The 20,786-nt window shown below is 40.9% G+C and carries 14 protein-coding genes; 8 read left to right on the top strand and 6 right to left on the bottom strand.

Features of this window, described 5'->3' with window-relative positions:
* Window positions 1–21: 21 nt before the first annotated feature.
* Entirely contained in the window at window positions 22–1,785 is a 1,764-nt protein-coding gene (locus AAHJ11_RS18080; protein WP_320975228.1) for a RagB/SusD family nutrient uptake outer membrane protein, read from the bottom strand.
* 24 nt (window positions 1,786–1,809) lie between these two features.
* Window positions 1,810–5,028, bottom strand: coding sequence for a SusC/RagA family TonB-linked outer membrane protein (locus AAHJ11_RS18075; RefSeq protein ID WP_148367067.1), 3,219 nt, complete (start codon window positions 5,026–5,028; stop codon window positions 1,810–1,812).
* A gap of 578 nt (window positions 5,029–5,606) precedes the next feature.
* Here AAHJ11_RS18075 and AAHJ11_RS18070 point away from each other — a divergent pair.
* From AAHJ11_RS18070 to AAHJ11_RS18060, 3 genes are all read left to right on the top strand, one after another.
* Complete coding sequence (locus tag AAHJ11_RS18070) at window positions 5,607–6,881, top strand: DUF4995 domain-containing protein (protein ID WP_148367066.1); 1,275 nt, start codon at window positions 5,607–5,609, stop codon at window positions 6,879–6,881.
* Between the two features lie 11 nt (window positions 6,882–6,892).
* Window positions 6,893–8,896: a heparin-sulfate lyase HepC gene (gene hepC, locus AAHJ11_RS18065; protein ID WP_320975229.1), complete on the top strand. Its 2,004-nt coding sequence runs from the start codon at window positions 6,893–6,895 to the stop codon at window positions 8,894–8,896.
* 87 nt (window positions 8,897–8,983) lie between these two features.
* Entirely contained in the window at window positions 8,984–11,464 is a 2,481-nt protein-coding gene (locus AAHJ11_RS18060; RefSeq protein ID WP_320975230.1) for a DUF4962 domain-containing protein, read from the top strand.
* 11 nt (window positions 11,465–11,475) lie between these two features.
* On the opposite strand, the gene AAHJ11_RS18055 is transcribed toward AAHJ11_RS18060, so the two are convergent.
* Window positions 11,476–12,093, bottom strand: coding sequence for a hypothetical protein (locus AAHJ11_RS18055; RefSeq protein ID WP_413579960.1), 618 nt, complete (start codon window positions 12,091–12,093; stop codon window positions 11,476–11,478).
* A 212-nt stretch (window positions 12,094–12,305) separates the two neighbouring features.
* A complete protein-coding gene (gene rd, locus AAHJ11_RS18050) occupies window positions 12,306–12,470 on the bottom strand; it encodes a rubredoxin (RefSeq protein WP_004306971.1) in 165 nt (54 codons plus the stop codon).
* A gap of 222 nt (window positions 12,471–12,692) precedes the next feature.
* Here rd and AAHJ11_RS18045 point away from each other — a divergent pair, with 222 nt between their 5' ends.
* The 5 genes from AAHJ11_RS18045 to AAHJ11_RS18025 all read left to right on the top strand — a co-directional run bounded on the left by AAHJ11_RS18045 (window position 12,693) and on the right by AAHJ11_RS18025 (window position 19,132).
* Entirely contained in the window at window positions 12,693–13,868 is a 1,176-nt protein-coding gene (locus tag AAHJ11_RS18045; RefSeq protein ID WP_099146908.1) for a sensor histidine kinase, read from the top strand.
* A 90-nt stretch (window positions 13,869–13,958) separates the two neighbouring features.
* Window positions 13,959–16,664, top strand: coding sequence for a calcium-translocating P-type ATPase, PMCA-type (locus tag AAHJ11_RS18040; protein WP_148367062.1), 2,706 nt, complete (start codon window positions 13,959–13,961; stop codon window positions 16,662–16,664).
* Window positions 16,654–17,277 (top strand): HAD family hydrolase, encoded by a 624-nt coding sequence (locus AAHJ11_RS18035; protein WP_074636464.1) that lies wholly within the window; start codon window positions 16,654–16,656, stop codon window positions 17,275–17,277. Before AAHJ11_RS18040 ends, AAHJ11_RS18035 begins: the two co-directional genes overlap by 11 nt.
* Before the next feature lie 10 nt (window positions 17,278–17,287).
* The gene (locus tag AAHJ11_RS18030; protein ID WP_148367061.1) at window positions 17,288–18,235 is read left to right on the top strand and encodes a bifunctional riboflavin kinase/FAD synthetase; all 948 of its coding nucleotides are present in this window, start codon (window positions 17,288–17,290) and stop codon (window positions 18,233–18,235) included.
* Between the two features lie 102 nt (window positions 18,236–18,337).
* Complete coding sequence (locus AAHJ11_RS18025; protein ID WP_074636469.1) at window positions 18,338–19,132, top strand: CPBP family intramembrane glutamic endopeptidase; 795 nt, start codon at window positions 18,338–18,340, stop codon at window positions 19,130–19,132.
* A 75-nt stretch (window positions 19,133–19,207) separates the two neighbouring features.
* Here the strand turns inward: AAHJ11_RS18025 and AAHJ11_RS18020 are convergent, their stop codons facing one another.
* Both AAHJ11_RS18020 and AAHJ11_RS18015 read right to left on the bottom strand, forming a co-directional pair.
* Entirely contained in the window at window positions 19,208–19,630 is a 423-nt protein-coding gene (locus AAHJ11_RS18020) for a SufE family protein (RefSeq protein WP_074636471.1), read from the bottom strand.
* Between the two features lie 109 nt (window positions 19,631–19,739).
* Window positions 19,740–20,735, bottom strand: a complete 996-nt coding sequence (locus AAHJ11_RS18015; RefSeq protein ID WP_074636473.1) for a M20 family metallopeptidase — start codon at window positions 20,733–20,735, stop codon at window positions 19,740–19,742.
* Window positions 20,736–20,786 lie beyond the last annotated feature (51 nt).

Here is a 20,786-nt window from a genome sequence, read left to right as displayed (position 1 = left end):
TAAGGATTAACCAATCTTCCATTACCATCCCGGATTTTGAATCAATCCGTACTTCTTGTTTATTTCAGCTTGTGAAAATGCAATCAGATACCAATAATCTTTCCAAGAATATTTCTCGTTTGTCACAGACCGCTGGTAACTAAATATCGGTTTACCGGCTGTATCTCTTCCTTCCATCTTAATAACCAGCATTTCCAAAGGAGTAGAAAGTAAATCACTACGTTTCCAACGAATCAAATCAAAGTATCTCATTTCTTCCGCCCCAAACTCTACAACACGCTCATGTAACAGTATATCAACCAACTCCTGCCCTTCTACTTTACGGACTTCCGGCATTCCTGCACGATGACGAACGATATTTATATAATCATAAGCATCGCGTCCGAATTCATCCTTTACTCCGGCCACTCCCAGTTGATTCATTGCTTCGGCAATACTCAAATAAACTTCCGGCATTCGAATCAAAGGACATTGGTATGGCTTGTTCTTCACTTCTTCCGCTTTGTCTCTCACAAACTTACGGACACTATAACCGTACTTAGAAGATTTATTATAACTGCTGTTTTCCATACTCTGCCTTCCTCCCTGATAACATTCCGCACCATTAGTCTGATTCTTGAACTTATCCTGATTTATAATCAGAGTCTCATAAAGACGAATGTCACGAGTAGGCTTCATGTTCTCGTCAAAGAAGGGATGAGCTGCATGAGTCTCATTCTTCCAGTCAAAAGCAGAACCGTCTTTCCACTCAAACATATCCGCATAACTGGCTCTGGTAGCTATATCACAGTCATTATGTCCGCGATCTAAAGGTTTCGTACTCATATCATAAACAGCAAAACGATGAGAAGACATAATAATCTCTCTGCTACCTCTTGTCCAATAGCCATTTATATAGTCTTCGCGAGGATTCCCTGTATTCACCACTTCATGATAACTACCATTTTCCTTGTTCAGTCTCAGGAATTCCAAACCGGCATTTAAAGCCGCTTCCCAACGTTCTTTCTTATAATCTCCATACCAAGATAATTTCTGAACAGCCGCTTCACCGTCCGCATAAGGAGTATCATTGTTCAATAATGGACTGGCGACAAACAGAAGTACACGCAACTTCAGCGCTTTAGCGGCAGCTGCCGTTATATGGCCGTCTTCTTCCGCCACTGCATACCAGGGCAGGTCTACCGCTGCTTCGTCCAACAAACCGACAATCTTATTAACCGTTTCTTCCACAGTCATACGAGGAAAATGAAAAACATCGTCAGACGTATAAGCATGGTCAATCCAAGGTACCCCACCATAATGCCTCAACATCTGTGAGTAGTGATAAGCAATAAGGACTTTCATTTCCGCTTTACGACGCGTTTTCTCCGCTTCTGTCATATCCGGCACACGGTCTACATTCTCAAGATAGATATAAGCCTTACGAATACCATACAACGGATTTCCAATATTCTGCGTACTACTATTAGGATAATAGGGAAAAGCTATTTCATAAGATGCTTTGAGACTACCGGATATATAAGCGCTTCCCGCACTATAACAAATATCTGTCACCCCATCCGTATTAATCCAGTTACCACGATAACCGCGAGCTTCCAACGGAAGATAATCCGGCAACGATCTGTATGCCTGATTCAAAGCCTGATCTGCATACTTCTTATTCGAGAATACAGTATCAATATTAACATCATCGCCCATTGGCTTTTCCAGAAAAGCATTACCGAACTTAAAATCTTCACAGCCGGCAATTATCCCTGTTAACAGAACCAATAAGGTTGTTCTCATTTTCTTATTCATCATAAATTTCAATTAAAAGGTTACGTTTACTCCTAAGTTATAAATCTTCATAATCGGATAGGATTGTGCTCGGTTAGGCTCCCCCTCCGGATCCATAAATTCCAGTTTATCAAACGTCAGCAAATTGTATCCGGTTATTTTGATTGAGATCAAAGAAGCCCCGATTGCCTTCAGGAGTCTTTTATTTGTAATATTATAGCCGATAGTCGCATTTTTCAGTTTAATGTATGAAGCATCCTGCACCCAAGTAGTGGAACTTTCTGTATTAGAAGGATTGGAAGACAAACGTGGATATTTGGCAGTTCCCGCCGTTTCTTTCGTCCAACTTCCATCTGCTATAAACTGGTAGAGTACGTGGTTCTTCTCAAACGGAGCTTGGAATGAATATTGCAATGAGACATTAGCATCTTTCGCTGCAGTCCAGTTCATAGAAGCAAAAAAGCCTTTATATTCAAAACCATAGTTGAGACCAAAAGTATAAAGCGGACGCTTGGAATTACCAATTTTGCAAACATCATCCGAATTAATGATATTATCTCCATTCAAGTCTTTGTACTTCAAGTCTCCAGGGTGTACTATCCCGGCCGGTTTAGGCAGTCCTGCCACCAACTCTCCTTTTTCGTCAAAGTCCTCCTCAGTATAAAATCTATCCGTCACATAGCCGAAAATGGAGCCGACTGATTGCCCGGTACGCCACATATAAGGCTCATTCGGTTCTACTTCATCCTGATAGATGATTTTATTTTTGGCATAAGACATATTGGCATCCAGCCAATAACTGAAGTTCTTCACCCGGTCGTTCCATTTCAAGCTGATTTCATATCCTTTATTGTCTACCTTACCCATGTTGACTACCGGCAAAATAGAGGATGAAAGCGATGTATAAATAGGAATAGTGGAGCGATTGATAAGAATGTCCTTGCGTTTCTCAACAAAATAATCGAATGTGAGACGTAACTTATCATTAAAGAAATTGACATCTATACCATAGTTCTGCTTCAAGGCGGTTTCCCATGTTACATTACTATTTCCAAGCCGGCTTTCGTCAGCCCCCTTTTCAATTACCGTATTACCCAAACCAAAATTATAACCATCCAAATAATCTTTGTAACCATTATCTTTATCAAGTTTGTTTACAAGATACGAATCCGGTAAATACAAGAAACGGTTGTTCGACATATTATCATTACCCACCAAACCGACAGAAGCACGTAACTTCACATAAGTAAGATAGCTATTCCTCTTCCAGAACGGTTCTTCGGATAAAACATAACCGATAGAACCTGCTGGAAAAGTACCGAAACGTTTATCTGGTGCAAAATTTTCGGAACCATTATAACCGATATTAAATTCAGCCAGATAGCGAGAATTGTAATCATAGGTCAGACGCCCGACCAATCCAACATAAGCGGTAGGAATTGCCGTAAATTGTGAAGGATAATACTTCTTACTCTGATTATACAAAGCCAAGGCTCCTACATTATGCGCGCCAAACTTGCGCTGATAACGCAAACTCCCCTCAAAATACCAATCTCTGGAACGATCCTTATCTCCTTCTGTGTAATGAAGTTCACCGTCCTTACCAATGGTTTTATATACAATTTCTTTATTAAACTCAGGATCTTCGATTCCAAGCTCCGGATTGCGCACTGTCGAATAATAAAAAGGAAGATAAGTTATGGATTGAGTCGAAATGTCTTTCATATAAGAATAAGTAGTATTATAAGCCCCCTTAGCTTCCACAGACAATCCTTTCGTTACAAAATCCAAATTTTGCGTCAACACCATATCAAAGTTCATAGTATTGGTTACTTGCCTTGAATAACCGGTTCCAAAAAAACGTGGAAACATATCGTACTGTGTAACCAACCCGCCAAAACGGTCAGGAGCCGTCACTACTTTTTTCCCGTCCACTACTCCCGGAGAGGAGAAAGGAGCTGAAGTCGCCATCAAGTAAGACCAGAATTCTTCATGATAGTTCGGTGCATTTTTAACACCGACAATACCACCAATATTCAGTTTTAACACAGTGGATTTGGTCAAGTTCACATCCAGATTAGCACGATAGTTATAACGTGTATATTCGTAGTTATTGTTATAATTCAATTCTTTAAATTTCTTGAAGAAACCATCCTGATACAAAAATCCTAAAGAAACAAAATACTTCACGTTTTTAGTACCGCCGGAAATATTCAGGTTATGCTGCGTCTGTATAGAAAGTTTCTTCGTCAGATAGTCATACCAGTTCACATTGGGATACATTATCGGTTCGTCACCCAAACGAAACCGTTCCAGATCATAGGGAGTAAAAACTAAGTTTTCCTCAGAAACTCCGTCATTCCGGTCTTTCATGTTCTTCATTAGAGCATGTGTATAACTATCCGCAATATCTACAATACGCGTAGGGGTTTGAACACCCACCGAAGAAGTTATGGAAATCTTCGCCTTTCCTTCCATACCGCGTTTGGTGGTGACTAGAATTACTCCATTAGCACCTCGTACACCAAATACCGCCGTGGCCGAAGCATCTTTTAATACGGAAACCGATTCTATTTCATTCGGGTCCATCTGGAAAAAGCTACGTTCCACACCATCTACTAATATAAGAGGTGTAGCACCGGATTCTGTGAGGGAACCAACACCACGAACATAAATCTTTGCATCATCCGCACCCGGTTCTCCACTTGACTGCACAGAAGAAATACCCGGAATAGAGCCAGCCAGTGAATTGGAAATACTGGCATTCGGTGATTTCAATAAAGCATCTCCTTTAATTCCGGAGATTGCCCCCGTCAATGTCTCTTTCTTCTGACTACCATAACCCACAACTACTACTTCGGACAGGGTTTGAACGTTTTCTTGCATCTCTACATTAACAGATTTACGCCCTGCCACCTTGACTTCTGTCGTATTAAATCCCAAATAAGAAATAACGAGTACTGCATTCTTATCAGGGAGTTCAATTTCAAAACGACCATCTATATCGGTCAAAACCCCGCCTGCAGTGCCTTTCACAGTAACCGTCGCACCAATAATCGGTTCACCTTTTGAGTCTTTTACCACGCCCGAAACCTTGAATCTCGCTTGAAACACAATGTTAGACCGTTCTACTGCATTGGAGTTCCCATTCAGACCCACATCTTCCGCTGCATTTAAATATACATTGGACAAACAGAGACCTGCGAATAGTAATGTCCTGCAAATACCATAATTCATTGTTCTGATTTTCATAATCAAACTTGACTTAGTTAACAATTTACTAATTCTATTCATTACTTTTATTCCATTTCCGAAATCATATTTCTACTCCAACAAAGTTAAGGAGCCTTAATAAATAAATGTCTCCATATCGTCTAATTCCATTGATATTAGTTTTAGAACAATGTTGTTTTTATACAATTTGGTTGAGATTTTATATAACAATAAGCAACGGCAGCCTTTTAAGCCCCATATAGAGCATTATAAAACGTTACTTCTGACCATAAGATTCACAGTTTCAATAGCCGGATAGAAAATATCATATTTCATAGGATCCTTTATTTAGTCCTTTATAATAAAGATATGGAATACAACGCAACATTTATTTCTTGCTGCACTCTGATATACCCCAAAACGAGACTTCCAATGACTACAAAATTACGATTTTCGTCCCTATTTCGGAATCACTGGATAAAATCCACATAATAAAAGACAAAATTAATGTTCACTATTTACAATCTAAACTCTATTGAACACCCTTGTCACAAACGAACGACCAACAATCACTATTTTTACAAACAGAAAAAACAAGTAAACGATAAACTTATAAAATGAAAAAGTACAATCATTTTTGGATTCTCACAACCATTCTACTGGTATCATGCCAAACTCCTCAAAAGGAAAACTATAGGTGGTTAAAAAAAAGTTTGGATGCAGCTTCCATTCAATTAAAGATTGCCGGAGAAAAACTGGAAGGCACAGGAATGTTTCCCCGAAGTATTCATCAGGTTTGCGATACGATGTTCATAAGCCGACAACTGGAACGTGATCCTTCCATATTCAAAGATTCGATAGAATCAGAGTCCACTCCAGAGTTGGCAGGACAAACCCTGCTCTGCCCTGCTTCAGACTGGACCAGTGGTTTCTTCCCCGGTTCATTGTGGTATGCATATGAGATGACCCGAAAGGATTCTCTAAAAAAATTCGCTATCTATTATACCAACCTGCTGAATCCGGTACGCTATATAAAAAATACACATGACATCGGTTTCATGGTAAATTGCAGCTATGGAAATGCCCTTCGGTTAACTCCCAATGATACAATTAAAGAGATTATCAAAGAGACAGCCGATAATCTGTGCGGACGTTTCAATGACACTATAGGATGTATTCGCTCATGGGACTTCGGAGACTGGAATTACCCTGTAATCATTGACAATATAATGAACCTGGATTTATTGTTCAAGGCCTATAATCTGACCGCAAACAACCGTTATAACGAAGTTGCAATTAAACATGCCAAAACAACGATGAAAAACCATTTCCGCCCTGATTACACCTGCTACCATGTAGTGAGCTATAATAACGACGGGACGGTGGAATACAAACGTACCCACCAAGGCAAGCATGATGAATCGTCATGGGCACGCGGACAAGCATGGGCAGTATATGGCTATACATCCTGTTTCCGGGAAACCAAAGATTCCATTTTTCTAAATCATGCGGAACATATAGCCAATATGATTATCCGGCGTGTAAAAACTGAAGATTTAATTCCATTATGGGATTATAATGCCATACAAAGCCCCGAAACACCTCGAGATGCATCGGCAGCAGCCGTTACGGCATCAGCACTTATTGAGCTAAGTACACTTACACAGAATAATAAGTACTTCACCTATGCGGAAACAATTCTGAAAAACCTATCGAGTGATGCCTATTTTGCAAAAATCGGTGACAATCAGAATTTTATATTGATGCATTCAACAGGTTCTGTCCCCAATGGTTTCGAAATAGATGCTCCGTTAAACTATGCCGATTATTATTATCTTGAAGCACTAAAAAGATATATGGATGTAAAACAAATTAAATATTCTGATCTATAAAAACTTTTGAAATGAAAAAAATAATCTTCTTATTATTATGTACATGGCTGTTAACCGGTCACATAACAAAAATCAATGCCCGGACGGGTGTCAACGAGAAAATATTCTCATTACTCAACTTGGATTATCCCGGATTGGAACAAGTAAAAGCTCTTTATCAAGCACAAAAAAAGGAAGAAGCAGCCCAAGCATTGCTCAACTATTATCGGGAACGAAAGCATATTCATCATCCTGATATTAATTTAGAGAATATCCAGTTAAGTCCACTGGATAAAATACGTGCCGACAACGCAATGCAGCACATCTTTTATGGACAAGACGGCTATGAGCCTACTTTCTACGGCAAAGATATCAACTGGAAATACTGGCCGATAAAAGACAACGAAATACGTTGGATGCTTCACAGACATAAGTGGTTTATTCCAATGGGGTATGCTTACAGAGTCAATAAGGATGAAAAGTATGCAAAAGAGTGGATATTTCAATACATGGACTGGATTAAGAAAAACCCACTCCTGGAGATTCCTAAAGAAGAATATGAGATTTTAGATAACAGTTCTCTTCAAGACGAAACTGAAAATAACCGTTTTGCATGGCGTCCTTTAGAGGTTAGTGAAAGATTACAAGGACAATTAATACAATTCCTATTATTCCTGCCTGCACAATCATTTACGCCAGATTTTCTGACAGAGTTTTTGTGGAACTACCACAGACATGCAACATTTCTTTCTAAAAATTATTCCGAGCAAGGCAATCATTTGCTTTTCGAAGCACAACGAATGTTCTATGCCGGTACTTTTTTCCCAGAATTCAAAGAAGCCAGTGAATGGAGAAAAAGCGGAATAGATATATTAAACCATGGAATCTTGCAACAAGTATATCCAGACGGCGGACAATATGAACTAGACCCTCACTACCATTTGGCCACTATCAATATCTTTTATTCCGCATTGAATATGGGAACAGTCAACGGATTCCAAAAAGAATTTCCGCAAAACTATATAGACACCATTGAACGAATGATCATGTTCTACGCCAACATCTGTTTCCCAGATTATAGTAATCCTTGTTTCAGCGATGCCCTTTTAACAGGAAAGCAATACACTATAAATTGCTATAAGAAATGGTCCGCCTTATTTCCCGACAATCAAGTAATCCGTTACTTTGCAACAGAAGGAAAAGAAGGAACACTTCCTGATTACTTGTCAAAAGGATTCACTACATCAGGTTTCTTTATTTTCCGCAATTCATGGGGCAAGAATGCCACCCAAATGGTAGTAAAAGCCGGTCCAAAAGGAGAATGGCATTGCCAACCGGACAATGGAACATTTGAGCTTTGGTTTAATGGAAAAAATCTGTTTCCAGACTCCGGTTCTTATGTTTTTGCCGGTGACGAAGAAGTGATGAAGTTACGGAACTGGTTCAGATCAACTTCTGTTCACAATACATTAACGCTTAATAATCAAACAATAGAAGCCACAGAATCAGTAACAAAGCTATGGAAACCGGAAGGAAAGACACAAATTCTGGTAACAGAAAATCCGAGTTATAAAGATCTGAGACACCGGCGTTCTGTGTTCTTTGTAGATAATTCATTCTTTGTTATTGTAGATGAAGCTATCGGGAAAACTAAAGGAACCGTCAATTTACATTATCAACTCTGCGAAGGAAGAATAAAATTAGACACCCAAAATATGTCTCTGACAACTGTCTTAAAAGATAAAAGTAACGTAAAACTCCAATGTTTTGGTCCCAAGGGCATGAAAGTTGTAGAAGAAGAAGGATGGTATTCAATAGCCTACCGCCAACGTGCCAAGCGCCCTGCAATATCCTTCAATGTAGAAAAAAAAGATGATAAGCCAGTGCGTTACATCACTATAATCTACCCTTTCAAAGACAAAAACGGGGAGAATAAATTTGATATCCGTTTCAAGAATAAAAGTTTCAATGAAAAAGGATTGGAAGTTGAGGTGAAAGTGAATGGAAAATCTCATATTTTGGGGTATAAATTATAAGTCTTAGATAAATTATCTAAAATCAGACAAGCTCTTTTATATGGATTCATGCTATCTTTGATAAACTAAAATTTTAAATAGCTTTTAATGAAAATACTAACAATTATAACCTTCACGTTGTGCATTAGCTTTGTGTCCCTATACGCAAATAACCCGCAACGGCAAACTCCTTACCCGCAACAGGAGAATATCATCTATTTGAATCCGGCTCCATTGTTAGTCCCAATATCAATGAAACAGTCGGACTACCTGCAATTTCATCTTTCACAAGACAAAAACTTTAAAGGTGAAAACGATATACTATCAAAACCTGTTCCTTGGTGTATGTTCAACCCACATCAGATATTAAATACCGGAATTTGGTACTGGCGTTTCCGGTCAGTCAGTAAATCCGGTGAGAAACAGCCCTGGAGCAAGACTTACAGTTTTACAATAGAAAGTACAACTCCCAAGTTTGCAACACCACCATTCCATATCTTCTTAAAAAATATTCCTCTAAAATATCCCCGTATCTACTGTTTCTTGAATGAACATCTGGAAGAAGCCCGAAAGAATGTACGTTCAAATCCTGAATTCGAGGAGATGATTAATGATTCACGCAAAGCATTGGCAATGGACTTCAGTACAGACAACCAACCTTATAAGCATATATTTACAATGTCAGAGAATTGCGACAACCTGAACACTGCATACCAAATGCTACAACGCAATATCTATGCAGAAAAAATGGTAGCAAACGTACGTTGCCTTCTATCCCAAAAGCCTGAATTGGAATTCATCGAAAATGATTTTAATGCTGGAGAATTGGTTTACTTATTAGCTTGTACTTATGAAAACTGCTATGAGCGTTTCACAGCAGAAGAACGCAAACTGATAGAACAAAATATCATGAAAGTTCTCGCTCATTATTATGATACACGCATTCTGGGGCATGAGGAGAATATGTTCTTCGACGAACATATCTGGCAATTCACCATACGCCGTTTTCTACAAGCATCATTGGTATTATACGACAAATATCCTTCAGCCAAAGAATATCTGGAGTACTACTACGAACTATGGAATACACGCGGACCGGCTACCGGCTTCAATCGTGACGGATCTTGGCATAATGGTGCAAATTACTTCAGTGCCAATGCTGTAAGTCTTTGTTATATCCCTACCCTGTTCAGCTACCTGACGGAAACAGATTTTCTGCAACATCCCTGGTATAAAAATGCAGGTATCGGCACCGCATACACCTGGTTACCCGGTTCGCTAAGCGCAGGTTTCGGCGACGGACATGAAAAAAGAAACGGCAAACCTTTACGTATCCGTAGTGCTTTTGCTGATTTTCTGGCCCGTAACACCGATGACCCATACGCAGCCTGGTACTCTTCTGTAAACGACCGATATAAGACAGAATCGGAAACACGTTTATACCGTCTGGTATGCGGTAAACAACGTCCGGCAAACTGCGAATTACCAATAGACGCACCTAAAGCCGTATGGTTCAAAGATTGCGGAGAAATGATAGCCAACAGCAATTTAAAAGATTTAAATAAGAATATCAGCTTAAGCTTCCATTCCAGTCCTTTTGGTTCCGGCAATCATACACATTCCAACCAAAACGCTTTCAATCTACATTATGGTGGAGAAGCTATCTATCATGCTGTCGGTCATTATATGGATTTCAATGATCCGCATAATCTGCTTTCTTACCGCAACACCCGGGCCCATAACACCATGTTAATAAACGGCATCGGACAACCATTCACTACCGACGCTTACGGATACATCGTACGTATGTTTAATGGCGAGCATATTTCATATGCATTAGGAGATGCTTCAAATGCATACTGCGGAATCAGCAATGTACGTTTATGGAAACAGAGCTTCGAGAAATATAAATTGGAGCAATCCCCAAAGAATGGCTTCGGAGAAACACCATTAAAGAAGTTTCGCAGACATATTTTCCTGTTGCACCCCAATAAGGTATTGATTTATGATGAACTGGAAGCGGGAGAAGAAGTACGCTGGGACTGGTTACTGCATAGTCCAGTTAAGTTTGACATTGACGAATCAACATCAACACTAGTCACTGTCAACAAAGAAAAACACTTCGCTTCCGTAGCTCAGTTGTTCTGTGAACAAAAAAGCAATATTACACAAACAGATAAATATGCTACTCCCCCCAATGAATGGGATGCACAACGTGGAGAAGATTTTACCAATCCTTGGTCACTTACTGCCAGTTTCGGTCCCTGTAAAAAGAACCGAATATTAACTATCATCCAAATAGAGACTATTGATGAGAAGGCCGCAAACATAGTCCGAAATGGTAACAAATTCCAATGTGGTGAATGGACGATTGAAGCTGAACTGAATTCAAAACAGAATGCCAGTTTATACATCCACAACACTGTAAATAAAGCAACTTTCAGCTATGGTAAGAAGAAAGTAGATAATAACGGCAAGACCTATCAATGTAAAAAAGATGATGCTTCTACCCTATTCGACCAAATAAATGGCAAATGGACAACTCTGGAAATGAGTGACCAACAAATACAAACAATGGGTAAATGGTAAATAAACAGTTATTAATAAATATACGATTCTGCAAGACGCCAAAATAAAGTTGATTCTGGTACAGCAGTTGTTCGAAGAACTTTTGCTGTGCCAGAATCTGATGAAGGATTGATATTGGCAAATATATTCCACCCTCTAACAAAAGAACAATTATTATAATAATACGATTTGTCACTGCCTGTCAACGTAAAAGGACGATCGGCATACTGATACCCCACCAGTATAGCTTTTCCGGCAGAAGACTCTTTACCGGACCAGTTGGAAATAGCAATCCGTCCCACTCTCTTATCGCCATTAAAAACAAAGAAATCCCCTAGGGTCGCCACAAGAGCATCCGCATCATCCGAGGTCCCGGTCCAGTAACCGCCCATGCCATTACGCCGGTCTACCGCCTGAAGCTTTTCCGAAGGAAAACTCGTGGGAAGTATCATCACAATCTGTCCGTCCTTATAAGGAAATTCAAGAGTCTCAATCACTTGCCAATCCGCCCCCGTCACTTTCACCTCAACCCGGTCGAATGTAAAATCCGCAGGTATATTCTGTATATCTTTCACTATGATCGTGCTATAATCCGGAACATCCGGAGCAGGAGGCTGTTCTTCATTTTCATCATCACTACAACCAGCCATCAGAAGGCCGCATATTAATAACAGAGAGAGAGATAAAAAACATCTCAGATCGGTCATAACAGTTGCTTTATTATACATAACTTCCGATTTTTGCGTCAAAGATATTACATTTATAATCAGCAGAATAATTTCCAGCCATAAAAATAAAAAAATGACTGGGCATATATTCATACACCCAGTCATTCTCCTCTTAATAATTCTCTCTCTTGGTTTTATCCTTCGTACGGTTCAAAGTCTTCTTTTCCGACTCCACATAATGGACAAGTCCAATCATCAGGAATATCTTCAAATGCTGTTCCTGGCTCAATTCCGCTTTCCGGATCTCCTTGTTCGGGGTCGTAAATATATTCACAGACCGTGCAAATGTACTTTTTCATAACGTTCGTATTTTTAATTGGTTTTCTAAATAATATAACACAAACAGCAAGATATTTGTTCAACACTATTTCCAAACTAAAGAAAAAAACTATCTTTGTATCCATATTATCAAGCTAAAACAACAATATCATACTATGCTTATAGCACTATTGTCTACCTTAATAGTTTTATGCGCAGTCCTACTAATCAGTTTTTTATGGGAGCGTAGAAAATGCCTGCGGATGCAACAACGATTGTTCCGTGAATCCAGAAAGTTGGAACGCACCAGCCATATCGCCGGTGCCATCTTAAAGAATGTACACGCCTTTATCCTATTAATAGATAATGACTTTAAAGTTTTGAAAACCAACTATTACCAAAAAACCGGAACCAAAAAAGGAACAGAAGAAAAAAGAGTGGGCGACCTGTTGCAATGTCGCAATGCATTAGCAGCCGAGGGAGGTTGCGGCACACATAGCTTCTGCGGTTCTTGTCCGATACGTACCGCCATACGCCAAGCTTTCGAACAGAGACGAAACTTCACGGATCTGGAAGCCACTTTATCCGTAGTTACGTCTGATAATACTACCGTAGAATGTGATGCTGTCATATCCGGTTCTTACTTCCTCCTTAACGAAGAAGAGAATATGGTAATCACCGTACACGATGTTACCCGGCGGAAACAAGCTGAAAAGGAACTGCTACTAGCCAAGGAAAAAGCAGAAAAAGCTGATATTTCAAAATCTGCCTTCTTAGCCAACATGAGCCATGAAATCCGTACCCCTCTCAATGCTATTACCGGATTTGCAGAGGTATTAGGCAGTGCAACTACAGAAGAGGAGAAAGCTCAATATCAGGAAATCATAAAAATGAATGCCGACCTCCTGATGCAACTGGTCAACGACATACTCGATATGTCAAAAATCGAAGCCGGAACATTGGAATTTGTGCAGGCAACAGTCGACGTCAATCTGTTACTCTCAGATTTACAACAACTTTTTCAAATGAGAGTTGATGACGTCGGAGGAAAGATACAAATTATAGCAGAGCCGTCTCGCTCTTCCTGCATGATTCAAACAGACCGGAACCGGGTGGCACAAGTGCTTTCCAACTTTGCCGGCAACGCCATTAAGTTCACCCATGAAGGTAGTATCCGCCTCGGCTATGAAGCCAGAGACACCGAACTTTACTTTTATGTCAAGGATACCGGAGCCGGAATTCCGGCAGAGAAATTACCGGATGTATTCGAGCGCTTCGTGAAACTGAACAAAGATAAGAAGGGAGCGGGACTGGGACTTTCCATTTCTCAAACCATTGTCGCCAAACTTGGCGGGCAAATCGGGGCGGATTCCGTAGAGGGCAAAGGCTCCACATTCTGGTTTACAATCCCTTATCGGTCATGCGGTAAACCACGCTAACATATTCGACTTCATAAAAAGTTTTAATTAAACATTCTATCACAATTATATGTTGTATTTTTGCAGTTCAAATTAAACGCATGTATCTGCATGAGTACAAATAAAAATGACTATTATCATTTAGGACTTACGGATAACGAAGTCCTACAAAGCAGGGAGAAAAATGGTATTAACCTGTTAACGCCCCCCAAGCGTCCTTCTCTCTGGAAGCTCTATCTGGAAAAATTTGAAGACCCGGTTGTGCGTGTGTTATTAGTGGCAGCCGCTTTCTCGTTAATCATCTCCATCATCGAAAACGAATATGCTGAAACGATCGGAATCATAGCCGCTATCTTACTGGCTACCGGAATCGGTTTCTTTTTCGAATATGATGCCAGCAAGAAATTTGACTTGCTGAATGCAGTCAATGAAGAAACATTGGTAAAAGTGATCCGGAACGGACGTGTACAGGAAATCCCTCGTAAAGACATAGTGGTAGGTGATATTGTGATTCTGGAAACAGGTGAAGAAATTCCCGCTGATGGAGAGTTACTGGAAGCTATCTCTCTGCAAGTGAATGAATCCAATCTGACCGGAGAACCTGTTATCAATAAAACCACTGTAGAAACGGATTTTGATGAAGAAGCGACTTATGCTTCTAATCTGGTGATGCGTGGTACTACAGTAGTGGATGGTCATGGAACCATGCGTGTGCTGCATGTGGGTGATGCTACTGAAATCGGGAAAGTAGCCCGGCAGAGCACAGAGGACAACCTCGAGCCCACCCCGCTGAACATACAGTTGACCAAACTTGCAAATCTGATCGGAAAGATCGGCTTTACCGTTGCCGGTCTTGCTTTTCTCATATTCTTTGTCAAGGATGTATTGTTATTTTTTGATTTCGGTTCGCTGAACGGGTGGCATGAGTGGCTTCCGGTTTTCGAACGGACACTGAAATATTTTATGATGGCAGTTACACTGATTGTAGTAGCTGTGCCTGAAGGATTGCCAATGAGTGTCACGCTTAGTCTGGCATTGAATATGCGCCGTATGCTTTCCACCAACAACTTGGTGCGGAAAATGCACGCTTGCGAAACAATGGGAGCCATCACCGTGATTTGTACGGATAAAACCGGCACACTGACGCAAAATCTGATGCAAGTGCACGAACCCAATTTCTATGGTATCAAAAATGGCAGCGACTTGTCTGATGATGATATCAGCGCACTTATCGCAGAGGGAATCAGTGCTAATTCAACAGCTTTCCTTGAAGAATCAACCCATGGAGAGAAACCGAAAGGTGTAGGAAATCCAACCGAAGTGGCTTTATTGCTCTGGCTTAACAAACAGGGAAGAGATTACCTGCAACTCCGCGAGCAAGCACATGTCCTCGATCAACTCACCTTCTCTACCGAACGGAAATTCATGGCAACTCTTGTTGAATCTCCCCTGAACGGCAAAAAAATACTTTATATAAAAGGAGCTCCTGAAATTGTTCTGGGCAAGTGTAAAGAAGTTGTTCTGGATGGACGGCGAGTGGATGCGGTAGAGTATCGTTCTACAGTGGAAGCACAACTGTTGAGCTATCAAAATATGGCTATGCGTACACTTGGATTTGCATTCAAGATTGTCGGAGAAAATGAGCCGAACGATTGCACGGAACTAGTTTCAGCCAACGACCTCAATTTCTTGGGAGTGGTTGCCATCTCCGACCCGATTCGTCCGGATGTGCCTGCTGCGGTTGCGAAATGCCAGTCTGCAGGTATCGGCATCAAGATCGTGACCGGTGACACTCCGGGAACTGCCACGGAAATCGCACGCCAGATCGGTCTCTGGAACCCCGAAACTGATACGGAACGAAATCGAATCACCGGTGTTGCATTTGCCGAATTGAGCGACGAAGAAGCACTGGACAGAGTGATGGACTTAAAAATCATGTCCCGCGCCCGCCCGACAGACAAACAGCGTCTGGTACAACTGCTTCAACAAAAAGGAGCTGTCGTAGCTGTGACCGGAGACGGAACGAATGATGCCCCGGCTTTAAATCATGCCCAAGTAGGCTTGTCAATGGGTACAGGTACTTCTGTAGCCAAAGAGGCCAGTGATATCACATTGCTCGATGACTCCTTCAACAGTATCGGAACCGCTGTTATGTGGGGACGTTCATTGTATAAGAATATCCAGCGTTTCATAGTTTTCCAGCTGACGATCAACTTTGTGGCATTGCTTATCGTTCTGCTAGGCTCCGTAATCGGTACGGAACTTCCGCTGACTGTAACACAGATGTTATGGGTGAACCTGATTATGGATACTTTTGCCGCTTTGGCTCTTGCCTCCATTCCACCCAGCGAAACTGTCATGCTTGAGAAACCCCGTCGCAGTACCGATTTTATTATCAGTAAGGCAATGAGATCTAATATAATAGGTGTGGGCTCTATCTTCCTCATCGTATTGCTCGGAATGATTTATTATTTCGACCACAGTACACAAGGAATGAATGTGCACAACCTGACCATTTTCTTCACCTTCTTTGTCATGCTGCAATTCTGGAATCTGTTCAATGCCCGTGTATTCGGCACTACCGATTCGGCATTCAAGGGACTTTCCAAATCGTATGGAATGGAACTTATTGTATTGGCTATTCTTGGCGGACAATTCCTCATCGTACAGTTCGGTGGAGCTGTATTCCGTACGGAACCGCTTGACTGGCAAACCTGGCTTCTTATTATAGGCGTTTCGTCCACGGTGTTATGGGTTGGAGAACTTATTCGCCTTGTTCAACGTATTATTCACAAAAAAAACAGAAATGAAAAGTAAAGGAATAAAAAACCTTCTTATTGATTTGGGTGGTGTACTTATCAATCTCGACCGCCAACGTTGCATTGAGCACTTTCAGAAGTTAGGGCTCCAAAACGTGGATGACTTGCTGGATATCCAGAATCAGGACGGAATCCTGATGCAACAAGAAAAAGGATTGATTACACCTGCCGAATTCCGTGACGGAGTTCGTAAAATGATAGGCAAAGCAGTTAGCGACAAACAAATAGATGCAGCCTGGAATAGTTTTCTAGTAGATATACCCACACAAAAACTTGATTTATTATTAAAATTACGTGAGAAATATGTCGTCTACTTATTGAGCAATACTAACCAAATTCATTGGGAATGGACATGCGCTCATTTGTTTCCTTACCGCACCTTTAAGGTGGAAGATTATTTTGAAAAAACATACCTCTCTTTTGAAATGAAAATGGCCAAGCCCGAACCGGAGATCTTCAAGGCAATCATAGAGGATGCCGGAATCGAACCGCAAGAGACGCTCTTTATTGATGACTCTGAAATGAACTGTAAGACAGCCCAAAATTTAGGAATTTCCACCTATACAGCGAAAGCAGGCGAAGACTGGAGCCATCTTTTCAACCTTAAATAAATTTAGAGATATGCAGATTATACGTGACACATCGGCAATTACCCCGGAACCCTGCGTAGCTACTATCGGTTTCTTTGATGGGGTGCATGCAGGACATCGCTATCTGATTCAGCAAGTGAAGGAGATAGCCGCCGCGAAAGGTCTACGCTCTGCATTGGTTACTTTTCCCGTTCATCCCCGAAAAGTGATGAATGCGAAGTATCGTCCGGAACTGCTGACTACTCCCGAAGAAAAAATAAGCCTGCTTGCAGACATCGGGGTAGATTACTGCCTGATGCTTGACTTCACTCCTGAAATTTCCCGGCTCACTGCCCGGGAGTTTATGACACAGTTGCTAAAAGAGCGTTATCTGGTAAAATATCTGGTAATCGGCTATGACCATCGTTTCGGGCATAACCGCAGCGAAGGTTTCGAGGATTATGTACGTTATGGAAAAGAAATTGGCATAGAAGTGATTCGCGCCAAAGCGTATACCAGCAATATAGAAATAGGGAATGAACCCAACATTCCGGTGAGTTCTTCCCTGATCCGCAAACTTCTTCATGAAGGAGAAGTTAGCCTGGCCGCCCATTGTCTGAAATATGAATATTTCCTCGACGGGATAGTAGTAGGCGGCTATCAGGTAGGCAGAAAAATAGGTTTCCCAACAGCCAATTTACGAGTGGATGATCCCGATAAACTGATTCCTGCCGATGGCGTATATGCCGTATGGGTGACATTTGACGGGAAAACGTATATGGGAATGCTGAATATAGGCGTCCGCCCGACGATTGACAATGGTCCGAACCGGACGATTGAGGTGAATATCCTCCACTTCCATTCCGACATATATGATAAATTCATCCGGCTTACTTTTGTAAAACGGACACGTCCCGAACTGAAATTCTCCAGTATCGACGAGTTAATAACACAGCTCCATAAGGATGCTGAAGAGACAGAAACAATTCTTAAAAAATAGATTCTTATGCAAAAGTCATTTATGAGTATCTCTTTGGTGGTAATAGCTATATCCATGTTAGCTATGTTTATCTATAGTTTCTTTACCACTAAATAAAAAACCATGAAAACGGCTATCAAATTAGTATTAATAGACCTTCTCATTGCGCAGATTGTTGCTCCAATCCTGATTATGATTCCTTGTACGATCTATTTGTTCGTCACCACGGGAAATCTGGATAAAGTCACTCTGACGCAAATGATTATGATTCCGGCACAGCTAGCCGGTCAGATTATGATGGGTATTTATCTATGGAAAGCCGGTTATATCAGTAAAAAGAGGGCAACATGGTTACCAGTATCGGCCTCTTATCTGGTTTGCAGTGCCATCGCAATCCTCACTTGCGGGTTTGCAGTCTCCTCATTAATGAGCCTGCTGGATTGGATTCCTAATATCATGGAACAATCTTTCAACATTCTCCAATCCGGCTGGGGCGGTATTCTTGCAATAGCTATCGTAGGCCCCGTACTTGAAGAGTTATTGTTTCGCGGAGCCATCACCCACGCTTTACTTCAGCAATACAATCCGACTAAAGCAATTCTGATTTCCGCACTTCTGTTCGGTGTCTTTCATATAAATCCCGCCCAGATCCTTCCGGCATTTCTGATCGGTATCCTGTTGGCATGGACTTATTACAAAACAGGCAGTCTGATACCTTGTATACTCATGCATGTACTAAACAACTCATTGTCAGTCTATCTTAGTATCAAATATCCCGAAGCAGAAAATATGGACGACCTGATTAACGGTACCCCGTATCTCATCGTCCTATTCGGGTCAATCCTCCTGTTTATCGGTATCATACTGACCATGAATTTTCACCACAGAGGACTCAGAGGACACAAAGGTTTATACTGACAAGGGATATGTAGTAATCGCAAAATGTGTAATTCAAAAAAGACTCTGTGTACTCAGCGTCCTCTGTGGTGAATTTTATTTCTCTTTCGCTTTGAATGCTAATGCATACATTCGTATTTGTTTTACCATCGACAGCAAACCATTGCTACGCGTTGGCGATAGATGCTCTTTCAGTCCGATCTTGTCTATAAAATAAAGATCTGCATTCAAGATTTCATCAGGAGTATGTCCGGAAAGGACTTTAATCAACAAGGCAATAATTCCCTTTACAATCAAAGCATCGCTTTCTGCTTTAAAAACGATTTTACCATCCACATCATCCGCTTGAAGCCATACCCTGCTCTGGCATCCTTCAATCAGATTTTGTTCCGTCTTATATTTTTCTTCAAGTGGTTCCTGCTCATTCCCCAGATCAATAAGTAATTGATAACGGTCCATCCAATCGTCGAAGTCACTGAATTCCGCAATCACTTCATCTTGTAGTTCATTAATTGACATTATAGTAATTATTTAATTAGACAATATACCAATGTGCGAATAACAGATGCCGTATTTAAAAACGGCACACCAGTATATCGACACCTTATTATATTATTTCTCGATTCTATTATTTCTCATTGTAAATCACTTCCAATACGGTCTGACCGACTGCTTTCAACGTATTCTTATCAATATGTTCCATATTGTCATTGACAGTATGCCATGTCGGGGTAAAGTCACCCTCCTGATTATATGGAATAATATCAATCGTTTTAATACGTGCCAGACGATTAATGAACAGATGGTCGTCTGTTACAAATCCTCCGTTTCCATCCATGAAAGTCTTTCCGTAACCCGCTTTTTTTGCCGCTTTCCAAACCTTCTTATTTATGTCCGGAGCAAATTCCTCCGAATATCCTTCTTTCATAAACACACTGCCTTCACCTCCTACCATATCAAGCAGGATACCAAAACGTGCATTATATCCTTGTACATGAGGATTACGTGCCCAATACTGCGATCCCAGACACCAGAACTCCTCCTTGTGCTGCCCCGTGTAAAACTGTGGCGCACCATAGTCTTCTGCATCCAATAGAATGATGTCAATTCCCAATTCCGGTTGTTGCTGATTGACCAGACGGGCTATTTCGAGCAAAGCTCCTACCCCACTGGCACCATCATTTGCACCCAGAATCGGAGTTTTATGGTTCTTCTCGTCAGAATCGTTATCCGCCCATGGACGTGTATCCCAATGTGCAAACAAAGCGATTCTCTTTTTACTTTCCGGCTTATAAGAACCGATAATGTTTCTCGCTTTCAACAACGTCCCGTCATAAGCAATCAAATCGGCATATTGGTTAGTCACTTGAGCACCGAAAGCCTCCAACTGACCGGCAAGGTAATTGCCACAGGCAACATGTTCTTTTGTATTAGGAACACGAGGTCCGAAATCTACCTGATTCTTTACATACAAATAAGCACTATCCGCATCAAATTGAGGTACATTCACGACAGTTTCTTCATTTTGTTCACTCGTACTATTTGCCTTGTTACCTCCACCGCAAGAGAATGCTGACAATAACAAAAAGGCACTCATTAATACTATCATAGTTTTCTTTTTCATCGTCCTTTTATCTATTAAAGCCTCAAAATTAGTCATTTTCACCACAGCATC

Source organism: Bacteroides sp. 90-K9/2, assembly GCF_047310725.1.
Taxonomy (GTDB): Bacteria; Bacteroidota; Bacteroidia; order Bacteroidales; family Bacteroidaceae; genus Bacteroides; species Bacteroides vicugnae.
This window is presented reverse-complemented; position numbering and strand designations above follow the sequence as displayed.